Genomic DNA, 22,514 nt, shown 5'->3' on the forward strand with positions numbered 1-22,514 from the left:
GTCTTCGTCGAGTTTGTGGCTGACCTGATGAAGAGTGAGCCACATCTTCGTATTAGGTGACGCCAAACCGGGGCGACCCAATTTAACGTCGAAGTAATCTCGCCATGCTGAGCGCCGGGGGCAGGTTTCGAACGCGGAATCATAGTGCTCCAGTAAACAGGTAGTTCTCAGGCTTCATCAACGCTGATGCCTAGGGCACTGTAACCTTAACTTGTGGCCGATATTGCTCAAACACATTGTCCGTCGTTGATGGTAGATTTAAGCTTTGCTCACGCATGTGATCTCACGCCACGCGGTCATTGCAGCATGACGAAGTTCGCGATGATCGTTTGAAATGAAGGTAGTGCGAGGAAAGCAGTAAAGGTTGGCAATGGGATCATGGATGGAAACAAATCGTTGAAGCTGCGCGGGTGGTTTGAAGCGCTTCATAATCGCCCCCCGTCGTCGTATCGGCTGATGGGAATTCTCCGCCCGATTGTTGATACGTTTATGCTGGCGATGATCGCAGACGGTTAGCCCAATCTGTCTGTTGGCCGCCCCGTAGCATAGTTTGCACCCTCAGGAGTAGAAGCCCGGCGGCCAGCTATTTCGTCTCCCTCTTCATGGGCTTGGCTGTCGGCGTTGTTTATGGCTCCTTCAGGTCCGAGGGGGAAACTGGTTCTCACGGAGGCGCACGGCGAGGAGGTGTATGTTCTCGCGCCGACCACAGTCGAGTCAGGGTTGCACTATTCCTACCTACTCCGTCACCAACCTCAATCCTTGAGCACCATACGTCCTAACGATCGGTGGGCCGACGTTCCGGATGGCGTTTTTCGTGCCCGGAGCTCCGGGAGCGCGCATCGCCTCCGACTTGCAGCAGAAATAGACAAGCGGAGGCATGGCCATCAAATCAACCGGCGGCCGGTTCGGATAGATCTTTACGCAGGCAACGCTCCTTGCTCTCTGTTTCAGCGGCAGATGGGAGGGGGCTAGATCAAAGCAACAAATCGCGATCGAAAATGAGGATACCGGTTCACATCTGGGCATATGCCCTGCGGACGTGGCTGGCGGCGGTGATCGCGCTCTATGCAGCGTTCTGGCTGCAACTGGGAGGCGCATCCTCCGCGGCGGTCACAGTGGCGATTCTGGCGCTGCCAACCCGCGGTGCCGCGCTGTCAAAAGCGGCGCACCGGCTAGCGGCGACCTTCATCGGTGCGACCATGTCGATCGTTATTGCTGGATTTTTTCCCGGCGAACCGCTCGGCCTGTTGCTATCGTTCATTTGCTGGATGTGCATCTGCGTCTTTGCGGCAAGCTACCTGCGCGGCTATCGCGCCTACGCCGCGGTCTTGTCCGGTTATACGGTAGGGATCATTACCGTGGCCAACATCGATACTCCGCAAAACGTGTTCACAACCATGACAGATCGTGTGGCGGCGATAACGATCGGTATCCTTTGCGTGACGATTATCAACGACGTCTTCGGTTCGCCGCCGGTTTGGTCCGGCCTGGATCGCAAGATAAGCGACATCTGGCGCGACGTCCGTGAGTATGCGCGCGGGGTGTTGAGCAAAGGTGAGGATAATCCCGAAACGGCCGGCGCGCTGCTGTCGCAGATAGCCGGTTTAAGGGAAGATATCGATGTAGTCGGTCACGACATGGCTGACGGCCGGCATCGGGCAGCAGGTGCACGCAGCGCGATGATGGCGCTCCTTGAGATGGTTTATGTGCTTCGTCGGCTAAGCCTGTCCAAGTGTGAAGACCCCATAGCTGTCTCGGTCAGGGCTCAGTGTTTGGCCGCACTCGACGATGAAGAATTGGAGGCGTCGACGCTTCTATCAAGGCTGCGTGAGTCGGAACTGTCGCGCCAAAATATCGTCGTGGGTGCGGTTGCGCAGGTTCAGCAGGCGATTCGCTTTGTCGAATCGAAAGGCCTGTACGATGATGGCATGTGGTCATTGCGGGAAGGGCGGCCACCAGCTCGCGACGTGCGGCTGCGTGACACCAAGGCATTCTTCTTCGCCGGAAGAAACGCGTTTCGCGTTGGTGTTGCTCTGTCAGCCTGCGCGATATTCCTTGTACTGGCAGGATGGCCGGCCTCGGTTGCGGCCCTGACCATAACAGCGATCTTGTGTGCGCTGAGCACCACAGCGCAAAGCCCATCGAAACTCGCGATCGGAGCCATCGTTGCGTTCCCGATCGCCGCAGCAAGCGCCGGTTTTGTGCAGTTCTACATTCTGACGGAATCGCAAGACTTCGTTCGTCTCGCCATCGCCGTGGCCCCGATCCTGATCTTCGGTTGTTTGTTAAGCGTGCGGCCGCAGATCGCCGGGATCGGCACGATCATGAACGTTTTATTCTTGGTCCTGCTCGCGCCATCCAATCCCCAACCTTACAATCCGCTGAACTTCTTCTTCGAATGCATCTTCGTGGCGTTCGCGCTCTGCGTGGTCTTGTTGGCAACGCGGTTGGTCTGGCCGGTGTCCGACCTCGACAGGCAGCTTGCGGCTGTCAGGGCGACAAAACGGACTTTGGCGGCATCTGTGTCCGGCGACGAGGAAAGCTTGCCCGCACTGGGTTTCGCGTTGGCAGCGCGGGTCGCAGATTATGTTGGTGCGACTGCCCCGGGGCGAGGATCACGCCCACACGTGCTTAGGGCCCTCCTTGCGACCAACGACCTGTCGCTTGCTGCGGCGTCGGCCCACCTTCATCTGAATCAGACCTCGGACGACCCGGCAATCCGCTCAGGGATTGGCGCATTGCAGCGGGTCCTGCAATCCGGCAACAGCCGGCGGCTTTATGCGGCGGCGCGGTCAATTCTTCGGCGTACGGGCGGCAGGCAAGCCGCGTCTCATGAGCCCCTCATAGCCGCTGCCACAGATCTCTGGGCTACCGGTTTGGTGCTGGAAGATGAGCGGCTCCTGATACGACATTTCTGCGACTACAACTTGGGAGACGGTTTGTGGCGCGTGTAATGAGAAGAAGGCGATTCGCTACCAATGTCCTGCGATATCTCGCCACGGGCGCGCTCGTCGTTGCAGCGCTGGTTGCCGCAAGGGCCGGGTGGACGATTTATGTGACGTCGCCATGGACACGCGACGGCACGGTGCGCGTGCAGGTCGCAAACGTTGCGCCGCAGGTTTCGGGACAGATCGTCGACGTGCGAATCTACGACAATCAGCATGTCCATAAGGGAGACGTGCTTTACGTCATCGACAAGTTCGATTTTCAGGTGGCGCTGGATACCGCGAAGGCGGCTGTCCTAAGCAGTGAGGCTGACCTCGCTGTCAAGAAGGCCGAGGCCGGTCGCCGTGAGACTCTGTCCACATCGTTCAGCTCGATTGAGGAGAAGCAGACGTTCGACGGCTCAGCGGAGATGGCCGCGGCTACCGTTGCGAGCGCCAAGGCCTCGCTCTCTCAAGCGGAGACCAACCTTCAAAGAACAGAAGTACGCTCTCCGGTCGACGGATACGTAACGAATCTCCTGATGCGCGTCGGCGATTTCGCTCAAACCGGCTCTTCCAACGTGTCGGTGATCGATGAACACTCGTACTGGATCGATGCGTATTTTGAGGAAACCAAGTTCGCCAGGATACATGTGGGTGACCCCGTCGAAGCGAAGCTGCTAGGGTACGATGCGCCGATCAGAGGAACCGTTGAAAGCATTACCGGTGGCATCAGCGCCGCGAACGCCGCAAGCAGCACACAAGGCCTGCCTAACGTCGATCCGATATTCACCTGGGTTCGTCTTGCGCAGCGAATTCCAGTGCGCATCAGGATTGACCAAGTGCCGCAAGGGGTGCCACTGATTGCGGGAATGACCTGTAGCGCGTCGGTTGTAGGAAGGGAAGGTTCAGGATCGACACTCGGAGCTGGAAGCTCTACTCTCTGGGTTAGCCAACTGATGGAGCGGCTCCTATGAGGGCGCAAACCGATATCGATCTTGGCGGCGTCTTGGTCGACCCCTTCGTACGGTATCTCTTTCTGGCATTAGTCATCCTGCTCGCAGTCAGATTTGCCGTCGGCCGCCTCGGGCTGAGGTGGATGTTCGCCAATCCTCCGCTTGCCGAAGCGGCAATCTACGTTTGCATCCTCGGTTCCCTCGTGGTGTTTTGGAACTAAGCGGCAGCCGGAACGCCGTCCAGCACCGCAGTTAATCGCGCTGAATCCTTCAGATGACACGCTCCGGGGGTCACCGCACCGCGTTGGGTAAAACGATCAACAGTTCAGAACACCTGTTAACAAGCAAGTCAGGGCCCTTTTGGACTATACACTCGGCGCCCAGATAAGAAGACGTCTTCGATTATACCTGGGCTGGTCTAGTAAGGTTTCGATTGCCCCACAATTTGGCTAGGCGTCTTTTGCGCCAGACGGGCGAAGAGCTTGTCGCCCCGGTTTTGGCGGGGCCCGTCATGGCGGTTAAGCAACCAGGCACACCGAGTGCAGCCAGGGTTCTGTTGGTTCCCTTCGTAAAGGGCGAGGCTGGAACGTCAGTGAAGGAAGAAAATTTGCTTAAGCCTTGGCTGGCTCTGCATGCGTGGCTTTACAATCCAATTTGATTAAAAGTTTGACTATTTTCAAACTCCAGGCTTGGAAATGTTGCCACTAGTAGCCAATTCGACTGTTCTAAATGATGACATTGCTGATATCCGTTTCCAACACTCTGCCCATTATTTTAATGGACTCGAATGGATGTCCATGTGCGACCTTACCGCTCCGCTCGGGTCCCGGATGCGCCACTCGTTTCATAGTTGAATCCAGAGCCTAGTTTCGTCGCTCGGAGATTTGCTTTATCGTCATCGCGTCGCGCATTGATGTTGCACCACTTCGCTGCGGGCGGCAACCGAGGATCGAACGACGAACAACACGACGGTAGAGGCGAGTCTCGCGGTAGCTTCGCCAATCGTCCGAAAGAGGAACGACATGGTCCGTCTCGGGCAGGGGGTAAGATGACCGCGGGACCTTTGCCGAGGCGGCAGCGATGCTCTGCGACATGGCGTCTCCGAAAAAGACAGGTCCGAATCTGTAGGCGGCCATGGAGTGAACTATGTCAAAGGACGGTGAGGGAGCTGGGGAAGCACTTTTGAGCGGCGAGCAAGAGCTTCGCCTGTTGGTGGAGACGATTCCGGCGTACGTGTGGCGCGCTGCGCCCAAGGGCGATATTGAATTCGTCAACAAGCGCATGCTCCAATATTTTGGCGCACCGCTTGGCGAAATCGTTGGTTGGGGATGGGCGGAAAGAGTCCACCCTGAGGACAGCGCATTCAAGGTGCGGAGCTGGCTCGAAAATCTTGAAACTGCAAATCCTCACGATGTGGTCTGCAGATTTCGCGGAGCGGACGGCCGATATCGCTGGTTCAATGTACGCGGGAAACCACTGCGGGCAAGTGATGGCACCGTGCTCCGCTGGTACGGCGTCCTGATCGACATCGATGATCGGACAAGGGTCGAGGAAGCCCTGCGGGAAAGCGAATACAAGCTCCGTCAAATCTTCGAAACGGTACCAAGCCTCCTCTGGTCAACGGACCCCGCCGGCGAGCCGACCCAACTCAATCAGCGCCTTTTGGACTATAGCGGCATGCGATTCGAGGACTTCAAGCATGGCGGTTGGGAGGCCTTCCTGCATCCTGACGATTTTCCAGAAACTGCAAGGGCTTTCTCTCACGCAATTCAGACCGGAACTTCGTACCAGGCTGTGAACCGTCTGCGCCGGGCGGATGGCGAGTTCCGTTGGCACCATACGCGTGGTGAACCTTTGCGCGAGGGACAGGGGCACATCGTCCAGTGGTACGGCTTGTCTGTCGACATTGATGCTGCCAAGAAGGCCGAAGACCTGCTGCGCCGCAGCGAAGCCCATCTGGCCGAAGCACAGAGGCTGAGTCACAGCGGTGCGACGGCCGTCAACAAATCGAAGATCCTCTATTTTTCGGAGGAGGCTTACCGCATCTGGGGATTTAGTCCGACGCTGGGTCTTCCAAGCCTCGAAATGATTGCCGAACGGCTTCACCCAGACGACCGGGACCGAGTGCTTGCAGCGATTCAGCTCGCGTTCAGTGACCAAAGAGGCTACTCGCACGGCTACAGAATCCTACTGCCTGATGGAACGGTCAAACACATCGAATCAATCGGGGAACCTGTGTTTTCCGCGAGCGGGGAGCTTGTCGAGGTCGTCGCCACACAGATCGACGTGACGGAACGCAAGCGCGCCGAGCAAGCATTGCTGGAGAGCCAAGCGAAATTCCGCGACTACGCCGAAAGTGCCTCCGATTGGTTTTGGGAAATCGGTCCGGACTATAAGTTTATGCTGCTGACAGAGAATGCGTTTGATTCAGATTGGTCCGATCGAATCGGTACAACGAGTTGGGATAGCGCTCTCGACCTTGAAACCGAACCGGAGAAATGGCGGCAGATGCAGGCTACCCTCGATTCACGCCAACCGTTTCGTGACTTCGTCTATTGCGCCGCTCGCCGTGACGGCTCTCCCATATACGTGAAGGCCAGCGGCAAGCCAGTGTTTGACGCCAATGGAGAATTCCGTGGCTATCGCGGCACCGGCAGCGACGTGACAGGACTCATGCACGCGCAGGCAGAGCATGAGAAGTTGCGTCAGCTGGAGTCGGATCTGGCGCATGTGAACCGCCTGAGTGTCATGGGAGAGCTGACTGCCTCACTTGCCCACGAAATTACGCAACCCATTGCCGCGGCGCGCAATAACGCTCGTGCGGCCATGCACTTTCTGGACAGAAATCCACCGGATCTGGGCGAAATCCGCGAAGCGCTCGCCAGTATCGTCGACGATGCCGACCGAGCCGGCGAAATCATCGACCGTATCCGGGATCACATCAAGAAAGCGCCGCCTCGCAAGTCTCGTTTCGATCTGAACAAGGCGATCGACGAAGTGATCGGTTTGACGCGAAGCGCAATCACCACCAATGGAGTCTCGGTCCGAACTCATTTGGCGGAGGCGCTGGTTCCCATCGAGGGGGATCGTGTTCAACTGCAACAAGTCGTGTTGAACCTGATCCTGAACGCGGTCGAAGCCATGAGCACGGCCGGGGCAGGGCGACGGGAGCTATTGATCATCACCGAGCAAACCCAGACGTGCGGCGTTCTCGTGTCCGTACGCGATTCGGGACCGGGCATTGATCCGGACCATCTCGATCAGGTTTTCCAGGCTTTCTACACCACGAAGTCGGGTGGCGTAGGGATGGGATTGTCGATATCGCGGTCGATCATCGATGCCCACGGGGGCCGGCTGTGGGCAGACATGTTTGCATCAGGTGGGGCCGTGCTCCGATTCTCCTTGCCCTGCGCAAGGAACTCACAAATTCTCGCCACTCGGCCCGCCTGACCGGAGAGCCGCACGAAGACACCGTACCAGATGCCGCTCATCAAACGGCTTACGAAGGTAACAAACGATCCCGTTGTTCATAGCGCGGGCGTGATCAACGTCGTCGGGGTAGGCAGTAACGAGGATCGTCGGAATCGCGTAACCCTGCTCGATGAGGTGTTCATAAAGCTCGAACCCGCTCATCGCTGGCATATGGACGTCAGCGATCAGGCAGGCGGTTTCGGCGAGATGAAACGATGCGAGGAAATCGGCCGCCGACGAGAAGGTCGCAACGTCGTAGCCAAGCGATCGCATGAGCCTCCTCATGGATTCGCGAAAGAACTGATCGTCCTCGACGACCGAGACCAACGACACCGTCGCCATGTGTGCTCCGGAAGTGTGCACGACCTGCGACGCGGGCGCGCGCCGACAACGCCACCGCACCAGCATGCGAATGGTAGGTTGCGCCCAAAAGTGATGCTGGAGCAATACCAGTGTCTATAAACTTTGGCTTATACCGGGACGCGAATTCCGCAGCAGCACGCCAGAATGCCGCCAAGCGGATGGTTGAGCCGCATAAACTTTCGTTTACGCCCGCGGCGCATCCCTGACGGAGAATGAGACTATTCACGTCCATTGATCGGGACTAAGCTCGGGATAGAGGGGTCACGCGAACCTCTCCAACCGAGACAGGCTCATTTGCCTGCCCTTTATTGTGAGCAGCGATGTCAGACGCGCATTCTACCGTCTTGGTCATCGACGATGATCCAGCCCTGCGAGCCTCGATCGGGCGTCTGTTACGGTCGCTCGACCTTGATGCTCAGCTGTTTGCGTCCATCTCCGAGTTTCTTGAGTCCGACCCGCCAAATGGTCCCACTTGCCTGGTGCTCGACGTCAGATTGCCGGGCGCAAGCGGCCTTGATCTTCAACGTGAGCTCGCCATGACGAACCAGGAGATACCAATCATCTTCATCACGGGCCATGGCGATGTTCCCATGTCGGTGCAAGCGATGAAGGGCGGTGCCATTGATTTCCTGACCAAGCCGTTCCGCGATCAGGAGCTCCTCGACGCCATTCAGCTGGGACTCTCTCGCGATCGTGCCCGGCGGGAGAATGAAGAGGCTCTGGTCGCTCTCAGGGAGCGCTTCGCGTCGCTGAGCCCCAGGGAGCGCGAGATCATGATTCAGGTTGCCCGCGGTCGCCTCAGCAAACAGATTGCCGGTGATATTGGCATCGCAGAAGCCACCGTGAAGGTGCACCGCAGCCGTCTGATGCGAAAGATGAACGCCCATTCGCTTCTCGCGTTCATCCGAATGGCGGAAAAGCTGCAACTGGTAGCCGAGGAGCCCCAACGCTGCGCAACCGAAGCCACATTAGCAGTGGTGGTCCGCTAGCATACGATCTGCCGTGCTTCGCGTGTAAACTAAAGTTCAGCGCGGTAAAACCATGATGCTATTCCGCGCTACCTGCGTGCAATAGATCACGGCATTCCAAATCATCAAACTCTACGTCACCCGGCCGAGACCGTGTTTTGTTTCTCTTTGAGAGCCAACACAGAAAATTTGTCCCGGCACGAAATGTTTGACGAGGGTTCGATATGGAAAGACGATACAGCGAGGACGCCGATGTTTCGTCTCAAACCGATTTCGAGTTTGGTTCCCTGGCAAACAGCCTCGCGCTGCTCCTTGAAGCAGCCAAAACCGAGCTCGAGCATGATCAGGAGGCGGCAAAGACATCGCTGGCCACCGCGTCGTCCATCCTCCAGTCGGAGATCGAGCGCCGTTCAAACGCCGCCCAAGGCTTTAGGACGGGCGGATTGGCCGGTTGGCAGATAGCGCGTGTCCGATACTTCATCGACATGAACCTGCATCGGACCATTCACGCCAGCGACCTCAGTGCCGTCGCGCGGCGAAGCACGGCGCACTTCTCACGCTCGTTCAAACGAGCGTTCGGAGAACCGCCGCACGCCTACGTCGTGAGGCGGCGGCTCGAGGAAGCCTGTCACCTGATGCTGACCAGCTCAGCATCGCTGAGCGAAATCGCTCTGAGCGTCGGATTTTCTGACCAGGCACATTTGTCCAAGCTTTTCAGGCAGGCCTTTGCCCAAAGCCCAGCTAAGTGGCGGCGCGAACGCGAGACTCCAGTGCGCCGCTGACTTCCATGCGCGGCGGGGCCAAATCGGAAAAGCGTGCACCGCAACCCGGCTCCGCCGCCCGGTTGCGCCGGGCCAACTGCGTCTGAATGCCATAGCGCTCCGTACATCACGTCTGTTGTAGCGCTCGGCGAGCGTTTTTCAAACGTATGCTTGCGAGCCCGAAAGATCGCGGGCGCAGCGATTGGCATGTGGCTCGATAGCAGGGCAGCCAAGCAGGGGCCTTGAGCTTCGGTTCCATATGAATTGTTGATGCGCCCTCGTCCGACCCATTGGCGCTCAGAAGAAGGCGCTTTTCGATTGATACCTGGCTGGTCTAGTAAGGTGTTTATTGACACTCAATTTTGGCTAGGCGCCTATTGCGCCAGGCGCAGCCAGGATTCTGTTCGGTCCTTTCGAGCTGAGTCTGAGCGAGCGGTCCCGACAACGCCCGAACGGCGTAGGACACTATCGCGCAGCCGCGCTTCTCTTCGATAATGGTCAGACCACTGAACTGAACAGACCGTCATTGCTGCCGAAACCTGGGAGCGCCGTTGAGCAATTTGCCTGTTTGGGGCAACCTCACCGTCGAGATTGAGGGCGTGCCCCTGTTACGAATCGTGCAGGCGACTCGCTTCGTGTGAACATGCGCTAGGTGGCGGCGGTCATGCAAATGATCAAACAGGTTACGACGGTAAGTTGCCTGTCGCGGCCACGTATCTTGCGCTCGCGTCGGTCAGTGTCTACTCTCCGCCTCTACGCTATGCTTCGTACTCTTCGCAGCCACGGCGCTGCCTCGCTTGGTGTCATCCTCGGCGCGTTGGACGCGCAAGTTTGCTACTGATCGCCGCGAGCGCCGGGGCGAACACCCTGATCTTCCGCTGGCTGGCGCGGCTAGCGACAATCCGTTTGTCCAGCCGCTTTGTGCTGCAGCAGCAGCCGATTGCAGCAGTCGCATGCTCAGTCGCTCATCGCTCTCTCTCCCTGCATGGTGCTGGTTCCCGGCCCGCATATCCCCAACGGCGCGATCGACCTCATACGAGCGCCACGGCGCTCGGTATCGCGCGCCTCGCCTATCCGACCCAACCCCTTGATCGTCCACTGCAACACGCCGATGGCATCGCGATGAAGCTTCGCCGTTGCTGAGCAGGCTTTAGGGTTCGAAACCCCATCTTCCTTGCTCAAGACCGGCTGGACAATCTGTCGAGACCTCACACCAGGGCAGAGCAGAGCAGGGAAAGCCTACTCGCCGCGTACCGGCCACGTGGATTTGGTTTGTCGACTGGATGGAACTCGCATCCTATTGCCGTAGGCGAAACTTGGTGAGGCTGTCTTCGCCGAACGATCGGAGCAATCCGATACAAGTCCTCGCAGTCCGAAACAAGATCAGCCATCAGGGAAACCACATATTGAGACCCTGAAACGGTCTCACCAGGAGTTGGGCGCCAATGAGCAAACAGGTAGCAGAAATCATCGTTGAAACGCTGCAGAGCGCAGGCGTCGAACATTGTTACGGCATCGTGGGTGACACGCTCAATCTGATCGCGCGTTCGCTCGAACGAAGCAAGATAGAGTGGGTGTCGGTGAGGCACGAAGAGGCGGGCGCCTTCGCCGCACAGGCCGAGGCACAACTGACGGGTCACTTGACGGCCGTGGCCGGAAGCTGTGGGCCTGGCAGCCTGCATTTCATCAACGGGATCTTTGAAGCAAACCGAAACCGCGCGCCGGTCATTCTCATTGCAAGCCAGATCGTTCGCGATGAGTTGGGCTTCGATTTCATCCAGGAAGTCGACTTCAAGCAGATCTACAAAAGTTGCAGCGTTTTCTGCGACATGATCTATACGCCGGAGCAGGCGCGACGCAAAACCGTCATCGCTTGCCAGACCGCTTTGGCGAAACGTGGTGTCGCTGTTCTCATCGTGCCAGCGGACGTTTCCGCGTCAACAGTACACGATGACATCCCTTACGCAGTTCACGTTTCAGAACCCGTTGTTCGACCGAGCGATGCTGATCTCGACGAAATCGCCGATATACTCACCAACGGCGGGGACATTGCCATTTATGCAGGATCGGGCTGCCAGGGGGCACACCAGGAAATCCTAGCGGTTGCCAAAAAGATAAAGGCCCCAATCGCTCATACCTCGCGCGGCAAAGACTTTCTGGAGTTTGACAATCCCTACAACGTTGGGATGACCGGCATGCTGGGCAATGAGGCCGGATATCACGCCTTGCTGGACTGCGACACGCTGCTACTTCTTGGGGCCGATTTCGCCTGGCGGCAGTTCTATCCCGACAAGGCGAAAATTGTTCAGATCGATATCGACCCAACACACCTCGGGCGACGGCATCCAATCACAAAGGGTGTTGTCGGCGATGTGAGAGCAACCCTGGAAGCGTTGCTCCCGAAGCTGGTCGAGCGCACTGACTCCTCCTTCCGTGACCAATACGTGCGGCGCTACGCCAAAGCCAGGGAATCGGAAAAGGCGAAGGCTGTGGCGGGTCACGACGGGAGTATTCCTGGAACCTATCTGACCGAAGTGATCAACCGCCATGCCGCGAAGGACGCGGTGTTTTCTTCGGACGATGGCACACCGGCCGCTTGGCTTGTTCGCTATATCGAAACCAATGGTCAGCGTCGCACGTTTGCCAGTCTCCTGCATGGAACCATGGCCGGCGGCATGCCGTCGGCCCTTGGGTTGCAGAAGTCTCAGCCAGGCCGTCAGGTTATCTGTCTGGCCGGCGATGGCGGGCTATCAATGCTTTTCGGTGACCTGATGACCGTGGTCCAGGAGCAACTGCCGATCAAGATTGCAGTGTATGACAATGGCAAGCTTGGCTTCGTGGAGATCGAGCAGAAGGCCGAAGGAATGCTCGATACGTTCACGCGGCTGAAAAACCCGAACTTTGCTGAAGTTGCGCGAGCACTGGGCCTCTGGGGCCAAACGGTTTCCAAGGCGGACGAACTTGAAGCGAGCGTCAAAGACTGGCTTGCCCAACCGGGGCCAGCACTGCTGCATGTGCACGTCAGTCCAATGCAGCTGGTCATGCCACCATTCATGGCTGCGGCACCAGCCGTTGGCATGGCGCTTTATTCAGCTCGCGCCGTTTTGCATGGTCGGGGAGGGGATGTTTGGGAAATGGTGAAGGAAAACTTCCTTTGACTGGCATCCTCTGGTCGGACGGGCGACAAATGCGGCTCTGTGGCTGTAGCCCAGCAGCATACGGAATCTGGTGCAGTGCTTTGCGTCGTCGGTCTTTTCCACGCAGTTCTCCGACGGTTAAAATGCCCGTTGGTCGGTGGCATTTCCATCAAGGTCAAGGCAGAGCTTATACGCGGTTTAGGCTGCTCGCTACTAGCTCGATCGCCGCCGTGACACTCGCAGGCTGTTCGGATGGTGTGCTCAGCCCGCACGGGCCCATCGCCTCCGCCGAGCGGCAGGTTCTGTTCAATTCGCTTGGCATCATGCTGGCGATCGTGATCCCGACGATCCTCGCCACGCTCGGCGTCGCCTTCTGGTTTCGATCGTCAAACCTGCGCGCGCGCTACATGCCCGATTTCGAGTATTCGGGCCGTCTCGAGATGCTCGTCTGGTCGATCCCTGCCATGACCGTGCTGCTGGTTGGGGGCGTTGCCTGGGTCGGCGCACATGACCTCGACCCGCGCAAGCCAATTGCCTCGGCAGTCGACCCTGTCAGGGTTCAGGTGGTCTCGCTAGACTGGAAATGGCTGTTCATCTACCCCGACCAGGGCATCGCAAGCGTCAATCAATTGACCGTCCCGGTTGGCACTCCGGTCAGCTTCGAACTGACCTCCTCAGGCGTCATGAACAGCTTCTTCGTTCCGCAGCTCGGTAGCCAGATCTACACCATGGCAGGGATGGTGACGCGCCTTCAACTGCAGGCCGATCATCCTGGGACATATCGGGGACTGTCGGCCCAATACAGCGGGAATGGCTTCGCCGACATGCGCTTCACTGTTGATGCAGTGCCGACCAACGGCTTCCCGCAATGGGTGACTGCAACGCGCAGAGCCGGTCCGCTGCTCGACGCGCAAGCTTATGCCGATCTGGCCAAGCCTAGCGAGGCGGTTGCGCCCTCCACCTACCGTGACGTCGCGCCCGATCTGTTCAACAGCATCCTGAGCGCCGCGATGCCGCCGCATAACCCGTCACAACTCACCTATCTGGCTTCACAAGGGGCAAAAAAATGAACCTTCTTGGCAAGCTCGGGTGGAGCGCCATTCCATTCGACCAGCCCATTATCATGGGCGCGGGCGCCTTCATGGTCCTGGCGATAGTCGCCATCCTGTCGTGGGTCACCCTGAAGGGATATGTTCCGTATCTGTGGCGCGAATGGATCACGTCCGTCGACCACAAGCGGGTCGGTGTCATGTACTTCCTGCTGGCGCTGGTCATGCTGCTGCGCGGATTTGCCGATGCGATGATGATGCGGGCGCAGCAGGCGGTCGCGGCCGGCGGTGCGCAAGGATATCTGCCGCCGGAGCATTTCGATCAGGTCTTCTCGGCACACGGCACCATCATGATTTTCTTCGTGGCGATGCCGTTCGTCATCGGCCTGATGAACTTCGTCCTGCCGTTGCAGCTTGGCGTCCGCGATGTCGCCTTCCCCACGCTGAATTCGGTAAGCTTCTGGCTGACAGCCTCAGGCGTCCTGCTGATCAACGTCTCCCTGGTCGTTGGCGAGTTCGCCAAGACCGGATGGATCGCCTATCCCCCGCTCAGCGAACTGCAATTCTCCCCTGGCGTGGGCGTCGACTACTATCTCTGGTCACTGCAGATCTCCGGTGTAGGCACGCTGCTGACGGGTATAAATTTCGTCACCACAATCCTGAAATTGCGAGCGCCGGGAATGGGCTACATGCGTATGCCCGTCTTCTGCTGGACCTCGCTCGCCGCGAACCTGCTGATTGTAGCAGCTTTTCCGGTGCTGACCGCTACTTTGGGGATGCTGCTACTCGACCGCTATCTCGGCTTCCATTTCTTCACGGTCGACGGGCAGGGCAACGCGATGATGTATGTCAACCTGTTCTGGGTCTGGGGGCACCCGGAAGTCTACATCCTGATCCTTCCCGCGTTCGGCGTTTTTTCGGAGGTCGTCGCGACCTTCTCGGGCAAGCCGCTGTTCGGCTATCGCTCCATGGTGGCCGCGACGATGGCGATTTGCGTCCTCTCGTTCCTCGTCTGGCTGCATCACTTTTTCACAATGGGCGCCAGCGCCGACGTCAATGGCTTCTTTGGCGTCATGACAATGATCATCGCGGTGCCAACAGGCGTCAAAGTCTTCAACTGGCTGTTCACGATGTATGGCGGCCGCGTTCGCTTCACGGTGCCGGTCCTATGGTCGCTGGGCTTTATGGTGACCTTTGTCATCGGCGGCATGACCGGGGTGTTGATGGCCGTGCCCCCCGCCGATTTCCAGCTGCACAACAGCCTCTTTCTGGTCGCCCATTTCCATAACGTCATCATCGGCGGCGTCGTGTTCGGTGTGATGGCAGGTTACAACTATTGGTTTCCCAAGGCGTTCGGCTTCATGCTCGACGAGCGCTGGGGCAGGTGGTCATTCTGGTGCTGGTTGATCGGCTTCTACGTCGCCTTCATGCCACTCTACCTGCTGGGACTGATGGGCATGACGCGGCGCATGCAGCACTACGACAATCCGGCCTGGCAGCCATGGCTTATCGTGGCGGCGATCGGTGCCGTCATCATTCTGGCCGGGATTGTCTGCCAAATCGTCCAGCTGGTCGTATCGATCCGCGACCGCGATCTGCTTCGCGTAACCGGCGATCCGTGGAACGGCCGTACCTTGGAATGGTCCACGGCGTCGCCGCCGCCTGCCTGGAACTTTGCGGTCCTGCCGCATGTCGCCGAGCGGGACACCTATTGGGTCGGGAAGCAACGCGCCAGCGCACAGCCAGCTCAACCGGTGCCCCAGCAGCAATACGAACCCATCGAAATGCCGAGAAATTCCCCAGTCGGGTTTGTCAATGCCTTCTTCGCGGTCGTCGCTGGTTTTGCGCTGGTCTGGCACATCTGGTGGATGGCCGGGCTGGGACTTCTAGGCACGTTCCTGGCGATACTCATCTTCGCCTTTCGCGATGAGGACGAGATCGAGGTGCCGGCAGCGCAGGTTGCCCAATTCGATCTGGTTCACAAGGCGGAGGTCGCGATATGAACGTCACCGTCGCCATTGACGCTGGGGAAACGCCGCAGAGCGCAAGCGAAGCAGGTCCAGCACCGAAGCGGATCGTCGTTGCCTACGGTTTCTGGATCTTCCTGCTGAGCGACATCGTGATGTTCTCGGCGCTGTTTGCAGGCTACGCCGTCCTGCGGCATGCCACCGCGGGCGGACCGAACGGCGCCGAGCTGTTCAATCTGGGCAGAGTTGCCATCGAAACCGCCTGTCTTCTCGCCTCGAGCTACACGTGCGGGCTGATGGCATTGGCGGTCAATTCGCGCCGACGCCTTGCGACATATGTCACTGCCTTGCTCACCTTCGCGCTTGGAGCAGCATTTCTCGCTCTCGAGATCCGCGAATTCGCCGACATGATCGCACATGGCGCGAGTCCTCAACGCAGCGCATTTCTCTCGGCCTTCTTCGCCCTTGTCGGTTGTCACGGGTTGCACGTTGCAGCAGGACTGATCTGGATCGTGGTGATGATGGCGCAGGTCGCATCGAAAGGCTTTCGCCCCCCGGTGCTGCGCCGGTTGCAGTGTTTTTCGCTGTTCTGGCACGCGCTCGACATCATCTGGGTCGGGCTGTTCACAGTCGTCTATCTGATGGGAGTCGCCGCATGACAACAGAACATTTCGATCGCGCCCCGGGCGACCAGTCGATGCTGACCGACAACGAAGAAGCGACATCCTCAGGCCTGCTCATCTACAGCATTGGCATGATGCTCGCGGTGGTTCTTACAGCGGCCTCGTTCTGGGTCGCTACAACGCCGCTGCTCTGGGCGCCGGGTATCCCGCTTGGCCTTGCCGTTCTCGCTATCGCACAGATGGGAGTCCACGTCGTGTTCTTCCTCCACATCACGACCGGCCCGGACAACACCAATAATGTCCTTGCGCTCGCGTTTGGCGTACTGATCGTGACGTTGGTCGTGGCAGGTTCGCTGGTGATCATGGCCAACTTGAACGGCAGCATGATGCCCCCGGCAGAGCTGATGGACATGCAAATGAAGTACTGATCCCGAAGGATCTGATGGGGTTGTCTTCTCTATTCGGCATGTTGAGGTCAAGCTCTTTCTGGCTATCGACCCGCTGGTAAAAAACGTCCTCCCAACTTCATCAAAACCGGGAAATCAGCATCGGGCAAGTAATGGCGTTACCGGCGGGCGACCACGCGGAGATGCCGCAGCATTATTTGGCCTTGAGCCAAGCGTTCAAAGGAGAAAGACATGACTGACGCTTTTGCGACGAATTCAAAATCAATGCCTGGGAAGGATCACGTGGTTGGCCGGCTGTTTGTTCTCGAACTGAGCGGAGGGCGCATTCACTCGATGGGTCCGGACGGCTCTAACCGAAGGGTCATCGTCAGCGATTGTCATCTGCCCGACGGCATCGTGGTCGATGTCGAGGCAGGCCATATCTATTGGACCAATATGGGAATTCCCAACCTGAACGACGGTTCCATCGAGCGTGCCGATCTCGACGGAAGCAGTCGCAAGGTCGTCGTCCCCCAGGGCGTCACGCACACCCCCAAGCAACTTCACCTCGAAAAGCGGAGCGGCAAGCTCTACTGGTGCGACCGCGAAGGCATGCGGGTGATGCGTGCAAATCTCGATGGCACCAACGTCGAGACGCTGGTCAAGACAGGTGAGGGCGAGAACGACAGCCGTGACGCCACGCGGTGGTGTGTCGGAATCACCATCGACCCCGAGCGTGGGCAAATCTACTGGACACAGAAGGGTGCGGACAATTCCGGCCTCGGCCGTATCCTCCGCGCGAGCATAGACATACCCAACGGCGAGGACGCCGCAAAGCGAACGGACGTCGAAGTATGGTTGGACAATCTGCCTGAACCGATCGACCTCGAACTCGATCTCGAAAACCGGGTCCTCTACTGGACGGACCGCGGCAACCCGCCGCTTGGAAACACGGTCAATCGCTCCTCAATCGATGCGCCGGCCAGAAATCAACACGCGCCTCAGCCTGTCCTCGGCGATCTGATGGAGGGCATCGGCATCGCGCTCGACGTTCCCGGCAACCGAATGTTCATCACCGACCTCGGTGGCTCGGTCTATTCTGCAAAGCTCGACGGCTCCGAGAAGCGCACGTTTCTCTTCGCCCAAGGTAATCTGTCCGGCGTCGCATACGCCGAAATCGCTTCAGAGGAGAACTAATCATGGATAACGACCTCATTTCTCAAGTTGCCATTATCGGCACCGGCGTCATCGGCGCGAGTTGGGCGGCACTCTTTCTGGCCAAGGGTCTTGATGTCGTGGCAACTGATGTAGCGCCGCACGCCGAGCCGTCGTTGAGGCGCTTCGTTGATGACGCCTGGCCATCGCTCGAAAGACTGGGCCTCACTTCTGGCGCCTCTCCGCTTCGGCTGGTTTTTACGGACGATTTGGCAGAGGCTGTAAAAGGTGCCCATCTTGTACAGGAGAACGGACCAGAGCGGATCGATTTCAAAAAGAAGCTCTATGGTCAGCTCGACGAACTGCTGCCGCCCGATGTGGTCATAGCGTCGAGTTCGTCCGGCCTGACGATGAGCGAAATCCAGTCCGGTTGCCCTTTTTATCCGGAACGCTGCGTCATTGCGCATCCGTTCAATCCGCCCCATCTGATTCCGCTGGTCGAAATTGTCGGTGGTGCGAAGACGTCAGAAGAAACAATTCGGCGCGCTTCTAATTTTTATACCGCGCTGGGCAAGCGAACCGTTCGACTGCACAAGGAAGTGCCGGGACATGTTGCCAATCGGCTGCAAGCTGCCCTTGCCCGGGAGGTGTATCATTTGGTGGACCAAGGCGTTGTCAGCGTCGCTGACGTCGACACTGCGCTCAGTTGGGGACCTGGACTGCGGTGGGGCATCATGGGCCAGGTGCTGCTCAACCATCTCGGTGGCGGCCAAGGTGGCATGGAACATTTCCTCCAGCAATTTACCGGTCCGATGACGGCGTGGTGGAAGGTCCTGGGTTCACCGGAACTGACCCTCGAGCTCCAGCAAAAGTTGATCGCAGGCGTTCACGCCGAAGTGGGCTCTCGCTCGATCGACGACTTGGCGGCTGAACGGGACGAAGTCCTGCTTGGGCTTCTGGAATTGCGAAACAAGGCGACCGAAGACGCCGCGCAGTCGAGACAAAGCGACCGCGTCGCCTAGAGGGCGTCAAACTTGGCCGGCGAGGGATGTCACGTTAACGCAGCACAGCGCTTTTGGCGGCACATCGCCGCGTCTTGCAGATCGCTAAATATCTGATTTCATTGTAAAAAGATTTTCTGCTTGACGAGTAAAAGGCAGTATTCCCCGTTAACGTGACATCTCCACAGAGATTGATTGTGTGATAATGCTTTGAATGATCGTTGTGTCGCCCGCTTGTGGGCGTCCCCTCTATTGGACGGGCTAGGCCTCGAGTTCGTGGCAAACCACTTCGATGTTGTGCCCGTCCGGACCAATGACGAAAGCTGCATAATAGTTCGCGTGGTAGTGCGGGCGCAGACCGGGCGCACCATTGTCTTTGCCACCCGCCTCCAAAGCCGCGCGATAGAAAGCTTCGACTTGCTGGCGATTCTCGGCTGTAAACGCCAAGTGAAGATGCGCTGGCTTCTCATCGGTTTGGTACAGGCACAATGAAGCCTTACCCTTTGGGCTGAGCTCGACACCGTATGTCGGCGGCCCCTCCGAGACAACAGCTATGCCGAGCGGTTCGAGTGCCTTGAGGAAGAAAGCTTTGCTCGCTGCATAGTCGCTGACGCCGAATTTGACGTGGTCAAACATGAGTTCTCCAATGAAGTGTGTAGGCCTGCCTGACGGAGAGGCAACCGGAGCTGCTGCCTGCTGCGCGCCTTGCAATGGCGATGGCTGCTTGCGCTGCAAAGCAGGGTGTCGCGGCCGCTTTGCGTCTCAGACTCTAATGGCATGTCTCCGCCGTCAATGGCAAGGAACAGATGGCGGGAGTCCAGAGGGGCGCGCCCCTTTGGGTATCTTCAGCTACATTGGCCCGGTTGACGCCAGCGGCCGGATCAGTCCCCCCGGGGATCCTCGCGCCCGCTGGATGCGATACGGAGGTCAAGTCACGGGTTCAGCCAGTTCGCAAACGCCAACAATGTACTCACAGCGCGAATGCAACGTCGCCTCTGTCAAGTCGACAAAAACTCCGCCTCATAGGTGGCGCCATAGGACAGCAGGTCGCCTTGCCAATTGCTGCGTTTCACAAATTGCTGCCAAGTCAACGCATGCGGATCGATTTTCCGGCTCCACGTCAGGTCGCGGTCGGGGGCGTAATAGCCATACTCGACAGCGTATTCCACCATGCCCACCAATTCGCGAACGAGATGCTCGTCGGCGGCAAAATCCGGAAAGTGGCGCAACAAGTCTTCGCGCGAGTAAGCGGAGGCATAGTGCGCCTGCTGCCCGGTGACCCGCACAAAAGTGTCCACCATTTCTTGCGCCGAGAGAAACTCGCCGATCACTGGTAGGGTTTTGCCGGCGTATTGCGTCGGGTTATCGAAAATTTCGCGCACCGCCGGTCCGGCGGCAGTGAGCGGATCACAGAACGGCATGGGTATATGCGGCGGCAAGTATATGGCGAACGTTATGCCGTCCGCCCCGCGCTGCGGCACATAGTATTCTAGGAAGTTGGTGTAGTAAAACGCCAGGTACACGAACGAACTGCGAACGGGCAAGCTGCGAATGTAGTCCTCCACCTTCGCCTTGTCGGTGAAGTGCGGCGCCCACTTCGTGCCGCCGGTACGCGCTTCGACATTTTCGAGCCCGCTGAAAACCACATGTTCGACGCCAGCGGCCACCGCCGCGTTAGCCAATTCCATGCCGAGGGTAAGCTCAAGTTCCTCCGGCGGCACCTTGACGATGGGCGGCGTCATCAAGAACGCTCCGTACGATCCGCTCATGGCCGCGGTTAGCTCGGCCTCCATGCCGAGTTCAAGGGGTGCCACCACGACCTCGGCGCCCTTCTGCGCCAAGATTTGCGCGGGCTGGCTATCGCGGCGGCGCGTCAATGCCCGCACCCGGTAGCGCCCACTGTCGAGTAGGGCCTCGGCGACACTGCGGCCTTGCTTGCTCGAGGCACCGACAACAGTGATCAGAGGTTTGGAGGTATCGGCTTGGATCATGCAACTTCTCCTAGTCTTGAGATTCCTGATCTTGAGGTCGTGAACCGTAGTCGCCCGGTTCCTGTCCACCAGGGTGCTAGCGAACGGCGACCGCGGAAAAGGTCGGACCTCAGGCCGGAAGTCTCGCCTGTTTCGAGCTATATTTGAAATCATAGGAATGTTCGGCTACTATCCATTCAATGGATACCAAGCGCCTGGATCTCGATCTGCTGGTCACTCTTGAGACGTTGCTCGTGGAGCAGAACGTGACGAAGGCGGCCGCTCGCCTCAATCTGAGCCAACCAGCGGTAAGTGCCCAGCTAAACCGCCTCAGGCACGAGTTCGACGACCCACTGCTAATTCCTGCACAGCGAGGCATGACGCCGACCGCTAAAGCAATGGAGTTGCTCGACCCTTTGCGCCAGGCGCTTGACCAGGTTCGAGCCACGGTTGTTTCCCATAGGAACTTCGACCCGGTTGAAGCCAAGCTAACCGTCTCTATCGCCTGTACAGATTATCTGCAGGCCGTGGTGGTCAAGCCGCTCGTCGTGGAACTTAGGATGCGGGCACCCGGAGTTCGTGTCGCGCTGCGCAATCTGGATGTGCCGCAGTTGGACGCGCAGATGGCGCGGGGTGATGTGGATCTGGCGCTCATGACGCCGCAGGCCGCTTCGCCGAGTCTTCGTACTCTACACCTGTTTAACGAGCGCTATGTGCTCATTGGCCGACGGAAGCATCCAAGACTACGAGAGGGAATCACGGTCGAGGAGTTTGCTGAGATGGACCAGGTAATTGTTTCCCTGGACGGCGGCGGCTTTGTGACGCCAGTGGACAGCGCTTTGGCTGACCTCGGACACAGGCGCAATGCGATGTTATCTGCAGCCTCGTTCTTGTTCGTTCCTGAGATCGTGTCTTACTCGGACTTCGTTGCCCTTGTTCCAGAACGTCTCGTACGCGACCGTGCCGACAAGCTGATGGTAATAGACTGCCCATTTCCCGTCGAAGGTTTCGCAGTGGGAATGGTGTGGCACGAGCGCAGTCACGGACACGGCGGCCAACGCTGGATCCGGGAGGCTATTGTGTCGCTGATGGCGCACACATAAATGGCTGCACTGGCCGGTGACGAAAGCGACGCGCGGCTTAGCGGATTAGGGCCTCCTCGAACGTGCGACTGAGGGGCGGGCATACAACGTATCGACTTGGAACTGAGGTTCGGTGGCTAGCGATCTGGCTTTGGCTTCTCGAAACTATCTTCAGTTACATTGAAAGCGCGGATCCGGGGCCGACGGTTCACGTCGACGAGGAAATCGTCCGCGCCGCACGCCGTCTTCTCGACTTTCCCGAGAGCGGTCGACCCGGCTGAATTGCTAGAACCAGGGAGCTTGTTATCCCGCGTACGCCTTGCATTGCAGTTTTTCGCTTTCGAGGATCCTGCAGTTCGCATCCGTTCAAGGCGATCCCTGTCCGAACGGCCGAAGAGGGATTGTGGACATACGCGCTACAACAAGAATCAGCAAAAAGCTCGCTATTATCGGTATTTTCAAAGGAACAGTTATCAATAGCATGCGAATTTTAACAGAACGTTCGATGCCGAGTATCTCGGCAGAAGGCACCGTTAAGCGGTAAACAATTCGACAAAAGGCTTTGGCATTATCCATCCTGACGACGGGGTCACAGACGTGTTTGTCCATATCTCTGCGGTTGAGCGCGCGGGATTGTGCAGCCTCAATGAGGCCCGCGTGGGGCGTCTTTGACGATCTCTGACTATTTCCCTTCACCTCAT

The 22,514-nt window shown here is 58.3% G+C and carries 18 protein-coding genes and 2 pseudogenes; 16 read left to right on the forward strand and 4 right to left on the reverse strand.

Annotation, left to right across the window (positions count from 1 at the left end):
* Positions 1 to 258: 258 nt before the first annotated feature.
* Positions 259 to 543 (reverse strand): annotated as a pseudogene (locus FHS21_RS31045) (transposase family protein); the annotation flags it as partial.
* A gap of 455 nt (positions 544 to 998) precedes the next feature.
* Between FHS21_RS31045 and FHS21_RS28475 the strand changes: the two are divergent.
* The 4 genes from FHS21_RS28475 to FHS21_RS28490 all read left to right on the forward strand — a co-directional run bounded on the left by FHS21_RS28475 (position 999) and on the right by FHS21_RS28490 (position 7,330).
* A complete protein-coding gene (locus tag FHS21_RS28475) occupies positions 999 to 2,954 on the forward strand; it encodes an FUSC family protein (protein WP_183665377.1) in 1,956 nt (651 codons plus the stop codon).
* The gene (locus FHS21_RS28480; RefSeq protein ID WP_183665379.1) at positions 2,954 to 3,901 is read left to right on the forward strand and encodes an efflux RND transporter periplasmic adaptor subunit; all 948 of its coding nucleotides are present in this window, start codon (positions 2,954 to 2,956) and stop codon (positions 3,899 to 3,901) included. The genes FHS21_RS28475 and FHS21_RS28480 overlap by 1 nt, the downstream gene beginning before the upstream one ends.
* Positions 3,898 to 4,101 carry a DUF1656 domain-containing protein gene (locus FHS21_RS28485; RefSeq protein ID WP_183665381.1) on the forward strand — a complete coding sequence of 68 codons (204 nt, stop codon included), beginning with the start codon at positions 3,898 to 3,900 and terminating at the stop codon, positions 4,099 to 4,101. Before FHS21_RS28480 ends, FHS21_RS28485 begins: the two co-directional genes overlap by 4 nt.
* A gap of 925 nt (positions 4,102 to 5,026) precedes the next feature.
* Positions 5,027 to 7,330, forward strand: a complete 2,304-nt coding sequence (locus FHS21_RS28490; RefSeq protein WP_183665383.1) for a PAS domain-containing protein — start codon at positions 5,027 to 5,029, stop codon at positions 7,328 to 7,330.
* Here the strand turns inward: FHS21_RS28490 and FHS21_RS28495 are convergent.
* Positions 7,301 to 7,693 carry a response regulator transcription factor gene (locus FHS21_RS28495; RefSeq protein WP_183665385.1) on the reverse strand — a complete coding sequence of 131 codons (393 nt, stop codon included), beginning with the start codon at positions 7,691 to 7,693 and terminating at the stop codon, positions 7,301 to 7,303. The genes FHS21_RS28490 and FHS21_RS28495 overlap by 30 nt on opposite strands.
* A gap of 341 nt (positions 7,694 to 8,034) precedes the next feature.
* On the opposite strand from FHS21_RS28495, the gene FHS21_RS28500 reads away from it, so the two are divergent.
* The 10 genes from FHS21_RS28500 (at position 8,035) to FHS21_RS28545 (ending at position 18,782) form a co-directional block, all read left to right on the forward strand.
* Positions 8,035 to 8,703 carry a response regulator transcription factor gene (locus FHS21_RS28500; protein ID WP_183665387.1) on the forward strand — a complete coding sequence of 223 codons (669 nt, stop codon included), beginning with the start codon at positions 8,035 to 8,037 and terminating at the stop codon, positions 8,701 to 8,703.
* 203 nt (positions 8,704 to 8,906) lie between these two features.
* Positions 8,907 to 9,464, forward strand: coding sequence for a helix-turn-helix domain-containing protein (locus tag FHS21_RS28505; protein WP_183665389.1), 558 nt, complete (start codon positions 8,907 to 8,909; stop codon positions 9,462 to 9,464).
* Between the two features lie 810 nt (positions 9,465 to 10,274).
* A complete protein-coding gene (locus FHS21_RS28510; protein WP_183665391.1) occupies positions 10,275 to 10,586 on the forward strand; it encodes a hypothetical protein in 312 nt (103 codons plus the stop codon).
* Positions 10,587 to 10,888: 302 nt separating this feature from the next.
* On the forward strand, positions 10,889 to 12,601 hold the full coding sequence (locus FHS21_RS28515; protein WP_183665393.1) for a thiamine pyrophosphate-dependent enzyme: 1,713 nt from the start codon (positions 10,889 to 10,891) through the stop codon (positions 12,599 to 12,601).
* A 209-nt stretch (positions 12,602 to 12,810) separates the two neighbouring features.
* Positions 12,811 to 13,650 (forward strand): ubiquinol oxidase subunit II, encoded by an 840-nt coding sequence (gene cyoA / locus FHS21_RS28520; protein WP_312879954.1) that lies wholly within the window; start codon positions 12,811 to 12,813, stop codon positions 13,648 to 13,650.
* Positions 13,647 to 15,632, forward strand: coding sequence for a cytochrome o ubiquinol oxidase subunit I (gene cyoB, locus FHS21_RS28525; protein WP_183665397.1), 1,986 nt, complete (start codon positions 13,647 to 13,649; stop codon positions 15,630 to 15,632). The genes cyoA and cyoB overlap by 4 nt, the downstream gene beginning before the upstream one ends.
* The gene (cyoC, locus tag FHS21_RS28530) at positions 15,629 to 16,255 is read left to right on the forward strand and encodes a cytochrome o ubiquinol oxidase subunit III (protein WP_183665399.1); all 627 of its coding nucleotides are present in this window, start codon (positions 15,629 to 15,631) and stop codon (positions 16,253 to 16,255) included. Before cyoB ends, cyoC begins: the two co-directional genes overlap by 4 nt.
* Entirely contained in the window at positions 16,252 to 16,647 is a 396-nt protein-coding gene (cyoD, locus tag FHS21_RS28535; RefSeq protein ID WP_183665401.1) for a cytochrome o ubiquinol oxidase subunit IV, read from the forward strand. The genes cyoC and cyoD overlap by 4 nt, the downstream gene beginning before the upstream one ends.
* Positions 16,648 to 16,857: 210 nt before the next feature.
* On the forward strand, positions 16,858 to 17,802 hold the full coding sequence (locus tag FHS21_RS28540) for a 3-hydroxyacyl-CoA dehydrogenase (RefSeq protein ID WP_183665402.1): 945 nt from the start codon (positions 16,858 to 16,860) through the stop codon (positions 17,800 to 17,802).
* A gap of 2 nt (positions 17,803 to 17,804) precedes the next feature.
* The gene (locus FHS21_RS28545; RefSeq protein WP_183665404.1) at positions 17,805 to 18,782 is read left to right on the forward strand and encodes a 3-hydroxyacyl-CoA dehydrogenase NAD-binding domain-containing protein; all 978 of its coding nucleotides are present in this window, start codon (positions 17,805 to 17,807) and stop codon (positions 18,780 to 18,782) included.
* A 240-nt stretch (positions 18,783 to 19,022) separates the two neighbouring features.
* Here the strand turns inward: FHS21_RS28545 and FHS21_RS28550 are convergent, their stop codons facing one another.
* Together FHS21_RS28550 and FHS21_RS28555 are read right to left on the reverse strand one after the other, a co-directional pair.
* Positions 19,023 to 19,397: a VOC family protein gene (locus FHS21_RS28550; protein WP_183665406.1), complete on the reverse strand. Its 375-nt coding sequence runs from the start codon at positions 19,395 to 19,397 to the stop codon at positions 19,023 to 19,025.
* Positions 19,398 to 19,759: 362 nt separating this feature from the next.
* Complete coding sequence (locus FHS21_RS28555; protein ID WP_183665408.1) at positions 19,760 to 20,752, reverse strand: NmrA/HSCARG family protein; 993 nt, start codon at positions 20,750 to 20,752, stop codon at positions 19,760 to 19,762.
* A 179-nt stretch (positions 20,753 to 20,931) separates the two neighbouring features.
* On the opposite strand from FHS21_RS28555, the gene FHS21_RS28560 reads away from it, so the two are divergent.
* Positions 20,932 to 21,834 carry a LysR family transcriptional regulator gene (locus tag FHS21_RS28560; protein ID WP_183665410.1) on the forward strand — a complete coding sequence of 301 codons (903 nt, stop codon included), beginning with the start codon at positions 20,932 to 20,934 and terminating at the stop codon, positions 21,832 to 21,834.
* 484 nt (positions 21,835 to 22,318) lie between these two features.
* Positions 22,319 to 22,470, forward strand: a pseudogene (locus FHS21_RS31735) (cold-shock protein); the annotation flags it as partial.
* Positions 22,471 to 22,514: the final 44 nt, after the last annotated feature.

It is taken from the genome of Phyllobacterium trifolii (genome assembly GCF_014192095.1).
Lineage (GTDB): Bacteria > Pseudomonadota > Alphaproteobacteria > Rhizobiales > Rhizobiaceae > Phyllobacterium > Phyllobacterium trifolii.